Origin of the sequence: Enterobacter mori (assembly GCF_025244905.1) — a bacterium.
Lineage (GTDB): Bacteria > Pseudomonadota > Gammaproteobacteria > Enterobacterales > Enterobacteriaceae > Enterobacter > Enterobacter mori_A.
This window is the reverse complement of record NZ_CP104285.1, coordinates 1001542-1016163: the sequence shown is the minus strand read 5'-3', so window position 1 is coordinate 1016163 and position 14622 is coordinate 1001542. Positions and strand designations below refer to the sequence as shown.

General features: G+C 55.3%; 14 protein-coding genes. 12 read left to right on the top strand and 2 right to left on the bottom strand.

Going from position 1 to position 14622, the window contains the following annotated elements:
• The first annotated feature begins 310 nt into the window (after window positions 1-310).
• From cyoA to N2K86_RS04765, 6 genes are all read left to right on the top strand, one after another.
• Window positions 311-1258 carry a cytochrome o ubiquinol oxidase subunit II gene (cyoA, locus tag N2K86_RS04790; protein WP_089600911.1) on the top strand — a complete coding sequence of 316 codons (948 nt, stop codon included), beginning with the start codon at window positions 311-313 and terminating at the stop codon, window positions 1256-1258.
• Between the two features lie 16 nt (window positions 1259-1274).
• Window positions 1275-3266, top strand: coding sequence for a cytochrome o ubiquinol oxidase subunit I (cyoB, locus tag N2K86_RS04785; protein WP_109082406.1), 1992 nt, complete (start codon window positions 1275-1277; stop codon window positions 3264-3266).
• On the top strand, window positions 3256-3870 hold the full coding sequence (locus N2K86_RS04780; protein WP_006176900.1) for a cytochrome o ubiquinol oxidase subunit III: 615 nt from the start codon (window positions 3256-3258) through the stop codon (window positions 3868-3870). The genes cyoB and N2K86_RS04780 overlap by 11 nt, the downstream gene beginning before the upstream one ends.
• Window positions 3870-4196, top strand: a complete 327-nt coding sequence (locus N2K86_RS04775; protein ID WP_006809888.1) for a cytochrome o ubiquinol oxidase subunit IV — start codon at window positions 3870-3872, stop codon at window positions 4194-4196. The genes N2K86_RS04780 and N2K86_RS04775 overlap by 1 nt, the downstream gene beginning before the upstream one ends.
• 11 nt (window positions 4197-4207) lie before the next feature.
• Entirely contained in the window at window positions 4208-5095 is an 888-nt protein-coding gene (cyoE, locus tag N2K86_RS04770) for a heme o synthase (protein WP_260660655.1), read from the top strand.
• A gap of 213 nt (window positions 5096-5308) precedes the next feature.
• The gene (locus N2K86_RS04765) at window positions 5309-6670 is read left to right on the top strand and encodes an MFS transporter (RefSeq protein ID WP_260660654.1); all 1362 of its coding nucleotides are present in this window, start codon (window positions 5309-5311) and stop codon (window positions 6668-6670) included.
• 34 nt (window positions 6671-6704) lie between these two features.
• Here the strand turns inward: N2K86_RS04765 and N2K86_RS04760 are convergent, their stop codons facing one another.
• Entirely contained in the window at window positions 6705-7196 is a 492-nt protein-coding gene (locus N2K86_RS04760; RefSeq protein WP_042320808.1) for a YajQ family cyclic di-GMP-binding protein, read from the bottom strand.
• A 125-nt stretch (window positions 7197-7321) separates the two neighbouring features.
• On the opposite strand from N2K86_RS04760, the gene panE reads away from it, so the two are divergent.
• A complete protein-coding gene (gene panE, locus N2K86_RS04755) occupies window positions 7322-8233 on the top strand; it encodes a 2-dehydropantoate 2-reductase (RefSeq protein WP_260660653.1) in 912 nt (303 codons plus the stop codon).
• Window positions 8196-8789 (top strand): protein deglycase YajL, encoded by a 594-nt coding sequence (gene yajL / locus N2K86_RS04750; protein WP_260660652.1) that lies wholly within the window; start codon window positions 8196-8198, stop codon window positions 8787-8789. The genes panE and yajL overlap by 38 nt, the downstream gene beginning before the upstream one ends.
• A 94-nt stretch (window positions 8790-8883) precedes the next feature.
• Here the strand turns inward: yajL and thiI are convergent, their stop codons facing one another.
• Complete coding sequence (gene thiI / locus N2K86_RS04745) at window positions 8884-10332, bottom strand: tRNA uracil 4-sulfurtransferase ThiI (protein ID WP_260660651.1); 1449 nt, start codon at window positions 10330-10332, stop codon at window positions 8884-8886.
• 178 nt (window positions 10333-10510) lie between these two features.
• Between thiI and xseB the strand changes: the two genes are divergently transcribed.
• The 4 genes from xseB to N2K86_RS04725 all read left to right on the top strand — a co-directional run bounded on the left by xseB (window position 10511) and on the right by N2K86_RS04725 (window position 14579).
• Window positions 10511-10753 (top strand): exodeoxyribonuclease VII small subunit, encoded by a 243-nt coding sequence (gene xseB, locus N2K86_RS04740; protein ID WP_008503331.1) that lies wholly within the window; start codon window positions 10511-10513, stop codon window positions 10751-10753.
• Complete coding sequence (gene ispA / locus N2K86_RS04735) at window positions 10754-11653, top strand: (2E,6E)-farnesyl diphosphate synthase (protein ID WP_260660650.1); 900 nt, start codon at window positions 10754-10756, stop codon at window positions 11651-11653.
• A gap of 24 nt (window positions 11654-11677) precedes the next feature.
• Window positions 11678-13540 (top strand): 1-deoxy-D-xylulose-5-phosphate synthase, encoded by a 1863-nt coding sequence (gene dxs / locus N2K86_RS04730; RefSeq protein WP_260660649.1) that lies wholly within the window; start codon window positions 11678-11680, stop codon window positions 13538-13540.
• A 64-nt stretch (window positions 13541-13604) separates the two neighbouring features.
• On the top strand, window positions 13605-14579 hold the full coding sequence (locus N2K86_RS04725) for an aldo/keto reductase (protein WP_260660648.1): 975 nt from the start codon (window positions 13605-13607) through the stop codon (window positions 14577-14579).
• The last annotated feature ends 43 nt before the right edge of the window (window positions 14580-14622 follow it).

Genomic DNA, 14622 nt, shown 5'->3' with positions numbered 1-14622 from the left:
AAACATTGAATTTTCGTTTTTTAGTTGTCTTTTTATTGATAATTAATTGTTAATTTTTTGTTTGTTTTTAACAATGGTTATACCAATTGCCCCTTTTAGGGTATGCTTGGGGGTCCTTTCGTTATAAAGCCCGCGCCATGCGGCTTATGTCTTAAAAAGCGACATAATTTGCAACACTTGTGACATGTGCGGCAGAACCCAGTAACACCTTCCTGACACAGGCCTAATGATGTTTACAGTAATGTAACCTTCCCGTAAAATGCCCCCACACTTTAAACGCCACCAGACTCCGTGGAATTGAGGTCGTTAAATGAGACTCGGGAAATACAATAAAAGTTTGGGATGGTTGTCATTATTCGCGGGCACTGTATTACTCAGTGGCTGCGATTCTGCACTACTAGACCCCAAAGGACAGATTGGACTGGAACAACGTTCATTGATTCTGACGGCATTTGGCCTGATGATGATTGTGGTTATTCCAGCCATTTTGATGGCAGTTGGTTTCGCCTGGAAGTATCGTGCGAGCAATAAAGATGCGAAGTATAGCCCTAACTGGTCACACTCCAATAAAGTGGAAGCTGTGGTCTGGACGGTACCTATTCTGATCATTCTGTTCCTTGCCGTTCTGACCTGGAAAACCACTCACGCACTTGAGCCAAGCAAACCGCTGGTTCACGATGAGAAACCTATTACCATTGAAGTGGTCTCCATGGACTGGAAATGGTTCTTCATCTATCCAGAGCAGGGCATTGCTACCGTGAATGAAATCGCCTTCCCGGCGAACACTCCGGTTCAGTTCAAAGTGACCTCCAACTCCGTAATGAACTCCTTCTTCATCCCGCGTCTGGGTAGCCAGATTTACGCGATGGCCGGTATGCAGACTAACCTGCACCTGATCGCGAATGAAGCAGGCACCTATGATGGTATCTCCGCCAGCTATAGCGGCCCGGGCTTCTCAGGTATGAAGTTCAAAGCTATCGCAACGCCAGACCGTGCCGCTTTCGACCAGTGGGTTGAAAAAGCGAAGCAGTCTACTAACACCATGTCTGACATGGCGGCGTTCGAAAAAGTGGCTACGCCTAGCGAATACAACAAGGTGGAGTACTTCTCTAACGTGAAACCTGATTTGTTTAAAGACGTCATTGGCAAATTTATGGATCACGGCAAGAGCATGGACATGACCCAGCCTGAAGGCGAGCACAGCGCGCATGAAGGTATGGAAGGCATGGACATGAGCCACGCGGAAACCGCTCACTAAGGGGCCGAGGAAGAAAATGTTCGGAAAATTGACACTGGATGCAGTGCCCTACCATGAACCCATTATCGTGGTTACGGTGGCTGCAATTATCATCGGTGGCGCAGCCTTACTGGGCTTGATCACTTACTTCGGTAAGTGGAGCTACCTGTGGAATGAGTGGCTGACTTCGGTTGACCACAAAAAACTCGGTATCATGTACTGCATCGTCGGTATCGTCATGTTAATTCGTGGCTTTGCGGATGCGATCATGATGCGTAGCCAGCAGGCGCTCGCCTCGGCGGGTGAAGCCGGCTTCCTGCCGCCGCACCACTACGATCAGATCTTTACCGCCCACGGCGTTATCATGATCTTCTTCGTGGCGATGCCGCTGGTTATCGGTCTGATGAACGTTGTCGTTCCGCTGCAAATCGGCGCGCGCGACGTGGCGTTCCCGTTCCTGAACAACCTGAGCTTCTGGTTCACGGTTGTCGGCGTAATCCTGGTTAACCTGTCACTGGGTGTGGGCGAATTTGCTCAGACCGGCTGGCTGGCGTACCCGCCGCTGTCGGGAATTGAATACAGTCCGGGCGTTGGTGTCGACTACTGGATTTGGGCGCTTCAGCTCTCCGGTGTTGGTACGACCCTGACCGGTATCAACTTCTTCGTGACCATTATCAAGATGCGTGCCCCTGGCATGACCATGTTCAAGATGCCGGTATTTACCTGGGCATCTCTGTGCGCCAACATCCTGATCATTGCGTCCTTCCCAATTCTGACCGTCACCATCGCGCTGCTGACCCTGGACCGCTACCTGGGCACCCATTTCTTCACGAATGATATGGGTGGCAACATGATGATGTACATCAACCTGATTTGGGCCTGGGGTCACCCGGAAGTGTACATCCTGGTTCTGCCGGTCTTCGGTGTGTTCTCCGAAATCGCTGCAACCTTCTCGCGTAAACGTCTGTTTGGTTACACCTCTCTGGTGTGGGCAACCGTCTGTATTACCGTTCTGTCGTTCATCGTTTGGCTGCACCACTTCTTCACCATGGGTGCGGGCGCGAACGTAAACGCCTTCTTCGGTATTACGACCATGATTATCGCCATCCCTACCGGGGTGAAGATCTTCAACTGGCTGTTCACCATGTACCAGGGCCGTATCGTGTTCCACTCAGCCATGCTGTGGACCATCGGCTTCATCGTGACCTTCTCCGTAGGTGGGATGACCGGCGTACTGCTGGCGGTACCGGGTGCTGACTTTGTTCTGCACAACAGTCTGTTCCTGATTGCGCACTTCCATAACGTTATCATCGGTGGCGTGGTCTTCGGCTGCTTCGCTGGCGTAACCTACTGGTGGCCAAAAGCGTTCGGCTTCACGCTGAACGAAAAATGGGGTAAACGCGCGTTCTGGTTCTGGATCATCGGTTTCTTCGTCGCATTCATGCCGCTGTACGTGCTGGGCTTCATGGGTATGACCCGTCGTCTGAGCCAACAGATTGATCCACAGTTCCACCCAATGCTGATGATTGCAGCGGGCGGCGCAGTGCTGATTGCCTGTGGTATCGCGTCTCAGCTGATTCAGTTCTACGTGTCTATTCGCGACCGCGATCAGAACCGTGACCTGACCGGTGACCCATGGGGTGGCCGTACGCTGGAGTGGGCAACCTCTTCTCCACCTCCGTTCTATAACTTCGCCGTTGTGCCGCAGATCCATGAACGCGACGCATTCTGGGAAATGAAAGAAAAAGGTGAAGCGTACAAGCAACCAGCTCATTACGAAGAGATCCACATGCCGAAAAACAGCGGCGCGGGCATCGTGATTGCCGCTTTCGCAACGGTATTTGGTTTCGCAATGATCTGGCACATCTGGTGGATGGCGATTGTTGGCTTCGCTGGCATCGTCATCAGCTGGATTGTGAAGAGCTTTGACGAGGACGTGGACTACTACGTACCAGTCCGTGAAGTTGAAAAGCTGGAAAATCAGCATTTCGACGAGATTTCTAAAGCGGGGCTGAAAAATGGCAACTGATACTCTGGCGCACTCAACTGCCCACGCGCATGAGCATGCGCACCACGATACAGGACCGATGAAAGTCTTCGGTTTCTGGATCTACCTGATGAGCGACTGCATTCTGTTCTGCTGTCTGTTCGCAACCTATGCCGTTCTGGTGAACGGCACAGCGGGTGGCCCGACCGGTAAGGACATCTTTGAACTGCCGTTCGTTCTGGTTGAAACCGCACTGCTGTTATTCAGCTCCATCACCTACGGCATGGCAGCTATCGCCATGTACAAAAACAACAAGAGCCAGGTTGTCTCCTGGCTGGCGTTGACCTGGTTGTTTGGTGCTGGATTTATCGGGATGGAAATCTATGAATTCCATCACCTGATCATGGAAGGTTTTGGTCCGGATCGCAGTGGCTTCCTGTCCGCGTTCTTCGCGCTGGTTGGTACTCACGGTCTGCACGTAACCTCGGGTCTGATCTGGATGGCGGTACTGATGTTCCAGGTATCCCGTCGCGGCCTGACCAGCACTAACCGTACCCGTATCATGTGCCTGAGCCTGTTCTGGCACTTCCTGGACGTGGTATGGATCTGTGTGTTCTCTGTTGTTTATCTGATGGGGGCGATGTAATGAGTCATTCAAACGATCATGGCGCTTCCCACGGTAGCGTAAAAACCTACATGACAGGTTTTATCCTGTCGATCATCCTGACGGTGATCCCGTTCTGGATGGTGATGAACGGTTCTGCGTCTAAGCCGGTTATCCTGGGTGCAATCCTGGTGACTGCGGTGATTCAGATTCTGGTGCATCTGGTTTGCTTCCTGCACATGAACACCAAGTCCGATGAAGGCTGGAATATGACTGCCTTTATCTTTACCGTGATTATCATCGCTATCCTGGTAGTCGGTTCCATCTGGATTATGTGGAACCTCAACTACAACATGATGGTTCACTAAGAGCGGCGAGTATGTTTAAGCAATACCTGCAAGTAACGAAACCAGGCATCATCTTTGGCAACCTGATCTCCGTGATCGGAGGGTTCCTGCTGGCCTCTAAGGGCAGCATTGATTACACCCTCTTTATCTCCACGCTGGTCGGTGTGTCACTGGTTGTTGCGTCCGGTTGTGTATTTAACAACTACATCGACATGGATATCGACAAGAAGATGGAAAGGACCAAAAATCGGGTGCTGGTGAAAGGCCTGATCGCCCCTTCCGTCTCGCTGGTGTACGCCACCTTGCTGGGTATTGCTGGCTTTATGCTGCTGTGGTTTGGAGCTAACCCGCTGGCCTGCTGGCTGGGGGTGATGGGGTTCGTGGTGTATGTGGGCGTCTACAGCCTGTATATGAAACGTCACTCCGTCTACGGCACGCTGATTGGTTCTCTCTCCGGCGCTGCGCCGCCGGTGATTGGCTACTGCGCCGTCACGAACGAGTTCGACAGCGGTGCGCTGATCCTGCTGGCTATCTTTAGCCTGTGGCAGATGCCGCACTCCTATGCCATCGCGATTTTCCGCTTTAAGGATTATCAGGCAGCGAACATCCCGGTCCTGCCGGTCGTGAAAGGCATTTCGGTAGCCAAGAACCACATCACGCTGTACATCATCGCCTTTGCCGTGGCAACGCTGATGCTCTCACTGGGCGGCTACGCCGGGTATAAATACCTGGCCGTGGCGGCGGCAGTGAGCGTCTGGTGGCTCGGTATGGCGCTGCGCGGTTACAAGGTGGAAGATGACAAAGTGTGGGCACGCAAACTGTTTGTGTTCTCGATTGTCGCCATCACCTCGCTTTCCGTGATGATGTCCGTAGATTTTATGGTGCCAGATTCACACAGCCTGCTCACTTACGTCTGGTAAGTGTGCTGAATTGAAAAAGCCGGGTTAATCACCTGGCTTTTTTTTTGCCCGGCGGCGCTACGCTTGCACGGGCCTACGGGATCGGTAGGTCGGGTAAGGCATCGCCGCCACCCGACGCGGTTTTGCACGACGGTAATATCTATTAAACAAACACCTATTTACCGCAATTAACACCCCGCCTAAACTAGTGCCTGCTTTTGAACTGAGGTGGTAATGAACGATTACAAAATGACGCCAGGCGAACTGCGCGCGACCTGGGGTTTAGGGACTGTTTTCTCGCTACGGATGCTTGGCATGTTTATGGTCCTGCCTGTTCTGACCACGTACGGCATGGCGCTGCAGGGGGCCAGTGAAGCGTTGATTGGCCTGGCGATTGGTATCTACGGTCTGGCCCAGGCGATATTTCAAATTCCTTTTGGTCTGCTTTCGGACCGCGTTGGTCGTAAGCCACTGATTGTCGGTGGTCTGCTGGTCTTTATACTCGGTAGCATAATTGCCGCCCTCTCCCACTCCATCTGGGGAATTATTCTCGGTCGCGCCCTTCAGGGTTCCGGCGCGATTGCCGCCGCGGTGATGGCGCTGCTGTCAGATCTCACCCGCGAGCAGAACCGCACCAAGGCAATGGCCTTTATCGGCGTCAGCTTTGGCGTGACGTTTGCGATTGCAATGGTGCTTGGCCCTATCATCACCCACACACTGGGGCTGCACGCCCTGTTCTGGATGATTGCCGTGCTGGCGACCATCGGGATCGCGCTTACGCTGTGGGTGGTGCCGGACAGCAAAAACCACGTTCTGAACCGTGAATCAGGAATGGTGAAAGGTTGCTTTAGCAAAGTGATTGTCGAGCCGCGCCTGCTCAAGCTGAATTTCGGTATTATGTGCCTGCACATTCTGCTTATGTCCACATTCGTCGCCCTGCCCGGCCAGCTTGCCGCTGCGGGCTTCCCCGCCGCCGAGCACTGGAAAATCTATCTGGTGACGATGCTGATCTCCTTTATCTCCGTGGTGCCGTTTATCATCTACGCCGAAGTGAAGCGCAAGATGAAGCGCGTTTTCGTGGGCTGCGTGGCGCTGCTGTTGATTGCCGAGATCGTGCTCTGGGGCTCCGGCCCGCACTTCTGGGAACTGGTTGCTGGCGTACAGCTGTTCTTCCTGGCGTTTAACCTGATGGAAGCGCTGCTGCCGTCGCTTATCAGTAAAGAGTCTCCGGCAGGCTATAAGGGTACGGCAATGGGCATTTACTCCACCAGCCAGTTCCTCGGGGTGGCCATTGGCGGCTCGCTCGGCGGCTGGGTGGACGGCCTGTTTGATTCGCAAACCGTGTTCCTGGCCGGTGCGCTGCTGGCGATGGTCTGGCTGCTGGTTGCCAGCACCATGAAAGAGCCGCGCTACGTGAGCAGCCTGCGCGTGGAAATTCCGGAAGAGATAGACGTCAGTGATGTGCTCAAACAGCGTCTGGAAGCAAAAGAAGGCGTGACAGAAGTGCTGATAGTTCCGGAGGAACGTAGCGCTTACGTTAAAATAGACAGCAAGGTGACCAACCGCTTCGAGGTGGAGCAGGCCCTGAAAGCTTAGAAAAATGCCCGGTTGAACCGGGCATTTTTTTGTCTTAATCGCGGAAGTTTTTGAACTGGAACGGCTGTCCCAGATCGCCGCCGCGGATCAGCGCCATCACGCCCTGCAGATCGTCGCGAGATTTCCCGGTCACGCGAATCTCTTCGCCCTGGATTTGCGCCTGCACCTTCAGCTTGCTGTCTTTGATGAGCTTCACGATCTTCTTCTGCACCGCGCTCTCAATGCCCTGCTTCAGCTTCGCTTCCACGAACCAGGTTTTGCCGCTGTGGACAAACTCTTCCGGCACGTCCAGCGAGGTACCTTCAATGCCGCGCTTCAGCAGCTTGGCGCGCAGAATGTCGAGCAGCTGGTTAACCTGGAAATCTGACTCGCTCAGTACCTTAATGGTCTTATTTGCGTCGTTCAGCTCAAACGTCGCCTCAACGCCACGAAAATCAAAACGAGACTCAACTTCACGGCTTGCGTTATCCACGCCGTTGCGAACTTCCTGGATATCAACTTCGGAAACAATATCGAAAGATGGCATCTTTTCTTCTCCCTTCACTTTTGTTGCGTTGCATAATACCCGCAACAAGGCATAACTCAAAAGCATAGTCGACGGCGCTATACTTAGGCCGTAACACCTGGCGCAGTTGCAGGTGAGGAGGAACAATGAAAATTACAGTGCTCGGATGCGGCGCTCTGGGTCAGCTATGGCTGACCGCGCTATGTAAGCACGGACACGAAGTGCAGGGCTGGCTGCGCGTGCCTCAGCCCTATTGCAGTGTAAACCTGATTGATGAAGACGGAAGTATCTTTAACGAATCCCTTACCGCCAACGATCCGGATTTTCTGGCGCAAAGCGATCTGCTGCTGGTCACGCTGAAAGCGTGGCAGGTTTCAGATGCGGTAAAAGCCCTGGCGGCCCAGCTCCCCCCGACATCGCCCATTTTGCTGCTGCACAACGGCATGGGAACCCTTGATGAACTGAAAAGCACCGCGCAGCCTCTGCTGATGGGCATTACCACCCATGCCGCGCGTCGGGATGGCAACATCATCGTCCACGTTGCCAGCGGCGTAACCCATATCGGTCCGGCCCGCGAGCAGGACGGCGACTACAGTTATCTGGCGGACGTGTTACAGAAAGTGCTGCCAGACGTCGCCTGGCACAATAACATCCGCCCTCAGCTGTGGCGCAAACTGGCGGTGAACTGCGTGATCAATCCGCTGACAGCGCTGTGGGACTGCCCGAACGGTGAGCTGAAAAACCATCCTCATGAGATTGCCACGCTGTGTGAAGAAGTCGCCTCGGTGATTGAACGTGAAGGCCTGCATACCTCGGCGGATGATTTGCGCTATTATGTCGAGCAGGTTATTGATAGTACGGCAGAAAACATCTCCTCGATGTTGCAGGATGTTCGGGCATTACGCCACACGGAGATCGACTACATCACTGGCTATCTGCTAAAACGCGCCCGCGCGCACGGCATCGCCGTGCCGGAAAACGCCCGTCTGTATGATCTGGTTAAACGTAAGGAGAGTGAATATGAGCGCGTCGGCACTGATCTGTCTCGCCCCTGGTAGCGAAGAGATGGAAGCCGTCACCACTATCGATTTGATGGTGCGTGGCGGCATTAAGGTCACCACCGCCAGCGTCGCCAGCGACGGTAATCTGGCAATCACCTGTTCACGCGGGGTGAAAATCCTGGCGGATGCACCGCTGGTACAGGTGGCTGACGGAGATTACGACATCATCGTGCTGCCTGGTGGCCTGAAAGGCGCGGAGTGTTTTCGCGACAGCCAGCTGCTGGTCGAGACCGTGCGTCAATTTCATTTATCCGGCCGCATCGTCGCCGCTATCTGTGCCGCAGCAGGAACGGTTCTGGTGCCGCACGATATCTTTCCCATCGGCAACATGACCGGCTTCCCGGGGCTTAAGAATACGATCCCGGAAGAGCATTGGGTGGATAAACGCGTCGTCTGGGATCCGCGCGTCAACCTGCTCACCAGCCAGGGGCCGGGCACCGCGATTGATTTTGCGCTGAAGATTATTGATCTGCTGGTCGGGCGCGAGAAGGCGTACGAAGTGGCGTCATCGCTGGTGATGCCGGCGGGGATTTATAACTACTATGAAGAGTAGTGCATGAAAAAAGCCGGGTGGCGGCTACGCCTTACCCGGCCTACAAATGCACGGTACCGTAGGCCCGGTAAGCGAAGCGCCACCGGGCGAGAAACTACGGGCGATACACCTTCACATTCGCGAAGCCCTGCTCACGCAGATACAGCGCCTGCAGGCGGCTCATCACCCCGCGCTCACACCACAGCAGATACGTTTTGCTCTGGTCGAGATCGCCAAACTTGGTGCTCAGCTTGTAGAACGGCAGAGAGACCACGTCGACACCTTCAACCTTCAGCGGCTTGTCATCCTGCTCGTCAATAGAGCGGATATCCAGGATCGCATCGTTAGCGCCGAAACCGCTCACGGTTTCAACTTCAACGACTTCCTGCTCGGTCTGCTGGGCAATCTCGCGGATATCAATGTTGGACGCTTCCGCCACCACTTTTTCCAGAATGCTGAAATCGAAGTGCTCTTCTTCCGCTTCGATCTTCGCCTTCACCGCTTTCACCGTTGGGCTTTTTGAGATCACGCCGCAGTATTCCGGCATAGTACGGGCAAAATCTTCGGTGCCGATTTCGCGCGCCAGGTCGATAATGTGCTCTTTGTCGTGGGAGATCAGCGGACGCAGGATCAGCGTATCAGACACGTTGTCGATCAGACGCAGGTTGGTCAGCGTCTGGCTGGAAACCTGGCCTAATGCTTCACCGGTGACCAGCGCCTGCACGCCGTAGCGTTCAGCCACTTTAGACGCCGCACGCACCATCATGCGCTTCAGCACCACGCCCATCTGGCCGTCATCTACTTTCTCAAGGATTTCGCCGACCACAGGTTCGAAGTTGATTGCCACAAAACGCACGCGATGCGAGCTGCCGAAACGGTTCCACAGGTAATGTGCGACCTGACGAACGCCGATTTCATGCGCCGCGCCGCCCAGGTTGAAGAAGCAGTAGTGCACACGGCAACCGCGACGCATCAGCATATAGCTGGAGACACCGGAGTCGAAGCCGCCGGAGATCAGCGACAATACGTCTTCCTGAGTGCCGATCGGGAAGCCGCCGATGCCTTCGTAGCGGCCTTTTACCAGCAGCAGGCGATCGTTTTCGATCTCCAGGTTCACGGTCACGTCCGGGTTGGTCAGACGCACGCGCGCAGACTCGACGTGCTGGTTCAGACCGCCGCCCACGTAACGTTCCACTTCAATGGAGCTGAATTCGTGCTTGCCGCGGCGCTTCACGCGCACGCAGAAGGTTTTACCTTCGATCTGGTCGCGGTACTGGACCAGCGCTTTTTCGAAGATGTCGTGCATAGAGGTGAAAGGGACGTCTTCCACTTCCAGAATATGGTGAATACCCGGAATACGGGTCAGCGCGTCGCGGATATCAAGACGTTTGTTTTCGTCTTTGGCGCGTACTTCCACGTGGTCCCAGTGACGCACCACGGCGAGGGTTTCGTCGTAGTGCTTTAATACGTTACGGATGTTCCCGGTGAGAATTTTAATAAAGCGCAAACGCACAGATTGGCTTTTGATGGTGATTTCAGGGAACAATTTAATGATAAACTTCATGGCGGCAATGTTTCTTAGGCAAGCGTATTAAGGCTTGTAATGGAAAATAATACAGCAGCCCACACCCGTGGCTGCATCCAGGCGCGCAAGTATACCACCATCGCGCCGCTCGCGTTATTTGATAATTGCCCCGAGTCCGTTACCATGATGGGGCGAAGAATATAAGAGTCAATTCACTATGCCGAAGAAAAACGACGCACCGGCCAGTTTTGAAACTGCGCTGAGTGAGCTGGAGCAGATAGTTACCCGTCTTGAGAGCGGCGATCTCCCGCTGGAAGAAGCGCTCAACGAATTCGAACGTGGCGTGCAGCTGGCGCGCCAGGGGCAGGTTAAACTGCAGCAGGCCGAGCAGCGCGTGCAGATCCTGCTTTCCGACAGCGAAGACGCGAAAACCACGCCTTTCACACCGGACGCCGAGTAAATGGATTTTGCTAACGCGCTTCAGGCGCGCGTTGTTCGCGCCAATGATGCCCTGCGCCGTTTCATTGAACCGCAGCCTTTTCAGAACACTCCACTGGTTGAAGCCATGCACTATGGCGCACTCTTGGGTGGAAAGCGCCTGCGCCCGTTCCTGGTGTACGCCACGGGGAATATGTTTGGTATCAGCGATAACACCCTGGACGCCCCGGCAGCCGCCGTGGAGTGCATCCACGCCTATTCGCTGATCCACGACGATCTCCCGGCCATGGACGACGACGATCTGCGTCGCGGTCAGCCAACCTGCCACATTAAGTTTGGCGAGGCGAATGCGATTCTGGCGGGTGATGCCCTGCAAACGCTGGCATTCTCGATTTTAAGCGATGCACCGATGGCGGAAGTGGCCGATAGCGACCGTCTGGCGATGGTCTCCGAACTGGCAATGGCCAGCGGCGTCGCCGGGATGTGCGGCGGTCAGGCGCTGGATTTAGAGGCGGAAGGTCGTCAGGTTAATCTGGAACAGCTGGAGCGCATTCACCGTCATAAGACGGGTGCGCTCATTCGTGCAGCCGTTCGCCTGGGCGCGCTGAGCGCGGGCGAACGCGGGCGCAAAGCCCTGCCGATTCTGGACAGATACGCAGAAAGTATCGGTCTGGCATTCCAGGTTCAGGATGACATTCTGGATGTGGTGGGCGATACTGCAACATTGGGTAAACGTCAGGGTGCGGACCAGCAGCTTGGCAAAAGTACCTACCCCGCCCTGCTGGGTCTTGAGCAAGCCCAACGTAAAGCCCGGGACCTGATAGAGGATGCCCGCCAGTCGCTTAATCAGCTGGCCGCGCAATCGCTGGATACCTCGGCACTGGAAGCGCTAGCGGACTACATAATCCAGCGTGATAAATAAACAACCTATCTCGATGAGCCTTTGATGAGTTTTGATATTGCCAAATACCCGACACTGGCGTTAGTTGACTCCACCCAGGAGCTACGCCTGTTGCCGAAAGAGAGCCTGCCGAAGCTGTGCGACGAACTGCGTCGCTACCTGCTCGACAGCGTTAGCCGCTCAAGCGGCCATTTCGCCTCCGGGCTTGGCACGGTTGAGCTGACCGTGGCGCTGCATTACGTCTATAACACGCCGTTCGATCAGCTCATCTGGGATGTAGGCCATCAGGCCTATCCGCACAAAATTCTGACCGGTCGTCGCGATAAAATTGGCACTATTCGCCAGAAAGACGGCCTGCACCCGTTCCCGTGGCGCGGCGAGAGCGAGTATGACGTGCTGAGCGTCGGTCACTCCTCCACCTCCATTTCTGCGGGCATCGGTATTGCCGTTGCCGCAGAAAAAGAGAACAAACAGCGCCGTACCGTCTGCGTGATTGGCGACGGTGCCATCACCGCAGGTATGGCCTTCGAAGCCATGAACCACGCGGGTGATATCAAGCCGGACATGCTGGTTATCCTTAACGATAACGAAATGTCGATCTCCGAGAACGTGGGTGCGCTGAACAACCATCTGGCACAGCTGCTTTCCGGCAAGCTTTACTCCTCGCTGCGCGAAGGCGGCAAAAAAGTCTTTTCCGGCGTACCGCCGATTAAGGAGCTGCTCAAGCGTACCGAAGAACACATTAAAGGTATGGTGGTGCCGGGCACGCTGTTTGAGGAGCTGGGCTTTAACTACATCGGCCCGGTCGACGGCCATGACGTACTGGGACTGGTGACCACGCTCAAGAACATGCGCGACCTGAAAGGCCCGCAGTTCCTGCACATCATGACCAAAAAAGGGCGTGGCTACGAACCGGCGGAAAAAGATCCGATCACCTTCCACGCGGTTCCGAAATTTGACCATACCAGCGGCTGTCTGCCAAAAAGCAGCGGCGGCATGCCGAGCTATTCGAAAATCTTCGGCGACTGGCTGTGTGAAACCGCAGCCAAAGACAACAAGCTGATGGCTGTGACGCCCGCCATGCGTGAAGGATCCGGCATGGTCGAGTTTTCCAAAAAATACCCTGACCAGTATTTTGACGTCGCCATCGCCGAGCAGCACGCGGTGACGTTTGCGGCGGGTCTGGCGATTGGTGGTTACAAGCCGGTGGTGGCAATTTACTCCACCTTCCTGCAGCGCGCCTACGATCAGGTTATTCACGACGTTGCCATCCAGAAGCTGCCGGTGCTGTTTGCTATCGACCGCGCGGGCATTGTGGGTGCCGACGGTCAGACGCACCAGGGGGCATTTGATCTCTCTTTCCTGCGCTGCATCCCGGACATGGTGATCATGACGCCGAGCGACGAGAACGAATGTCGCCAGATGCTGTTTACCGGCTACCACTATCAGGACGGTCCGAGCGCGGTTCGTTATCCGCGCGGTAATGCCCTGGGCGTTGAACTTCAGCCGCTGGAAAAACTGGCGATCGGTAAAGGCCTGGTGAAGCGTCGCGGTGAGAAAGTGGCAATCCTGAACTTCGGCACGCTGATGCCGGAAGCGGCAAAAGTGGCCGAAACGCTGAATGCCACGCTGGTGGATATGCGCTTCGTTAAGCCACTCGATGAGTCCCTGATCCTGAGCATGGCGGAAAGCCACGACGTGCTGGTCACGCTGGAAGAAAACGCCATCATGGGCGGCGCGGGCAGCGGCGTAAACGAAGTGCTGATGGCAAACCGTAAAGCCGTTCCGGTGCTGAATCTTGGATTGCCTGATTACTTCATTCCACAAGGCACGCAGGACGAAGCCCGCGCGGCGATTGGTCTGGATGCCGCAGGTATCGAAGCCAAAATCCGCAGCTGGCTGGCATAACCCCTCCCCCTTTTCCGCTCCTGCTATGCTTAAACCTCATGTTTAAAACAGCAGGAGCGGAACCGTGCAATACACTACGTTAGGAAAAACGGACCTTAAGGTTTCCCGACTTTGCCTGGGCTGCATGACCTTTGGCGAACCGGATCGGGGAAACCACGCCTGGACGCTGCCGGAAGAGAGCAGTCGTCCAATTATCAAACGCGCCATTGAAGGCGGTATTAATTTCTTTGACACCGCCAACAGCTACTCCGATGGCAGCAGCGAGGAGATTGTTGGCCGTGCTCTGCGCGACTTTTCCCGGCGGGATGAGATCGTGGTTGCCACCAAGGTCTACTATCCGGTGGGCGACCTGCCTCAGGGCCTTTCTCGCGCGCAGATCCTGCGCTCCATTGATGACAGCCTCAGGCGTCTGAACATGGATTACGTCGACCTGCTGCAAATTCACCGCTGGGATTACAACACGCCGATCGAGGAGACGCTTGAGGCGCTCAATGACGTGGTGAAAGCCGGTAAAGCGCGCTACATCGGCGCGTCGTCGATGCACGCGTCGCAGTTTGCCCAGGCGCTGGATCTCCAGGTGCAGCACGGCTGGGCGCGCTTTGTCACCATGCAGGATCACTACAACCTGATCTATCGTGAAGAAGAGCGCGAAATGTTGCCGCTGTGCCATCAGGAGGGTGTGGCGGTGATCCCGTGGAGCCCGCTGGCACGCGGCCGCTTAACCCGTCCGTGGGGTGAAACCACGGCCCGTCTGGTCTCGGATGAAGTGGGAAAAAATCTCTACGAAGGAACAGAGGCTAGCGATGCATTGATTGCCGAACGCTTAGCCGGGATCGCCGACGATACGGGTGCCACCCGCGCTCAGGTGGCGCTGGCGTGGCTGCTGGGTAAGCGCGGCGTCGCGGCGCCGATTATTGGCACATCCCGGGAAGAGCAGCTTGACGAACTGCTGAATGCGGTGGATATCACGCTAACGCCGGAGCAGGTTGCCGAGCTGGAGACGCCGTATCAGCAGCATCCGGTGGTGGGGTTTAAATAAGCCCCATCTTTTGTAGGCCGGGTAAGGCAGAACCGCCACCCGG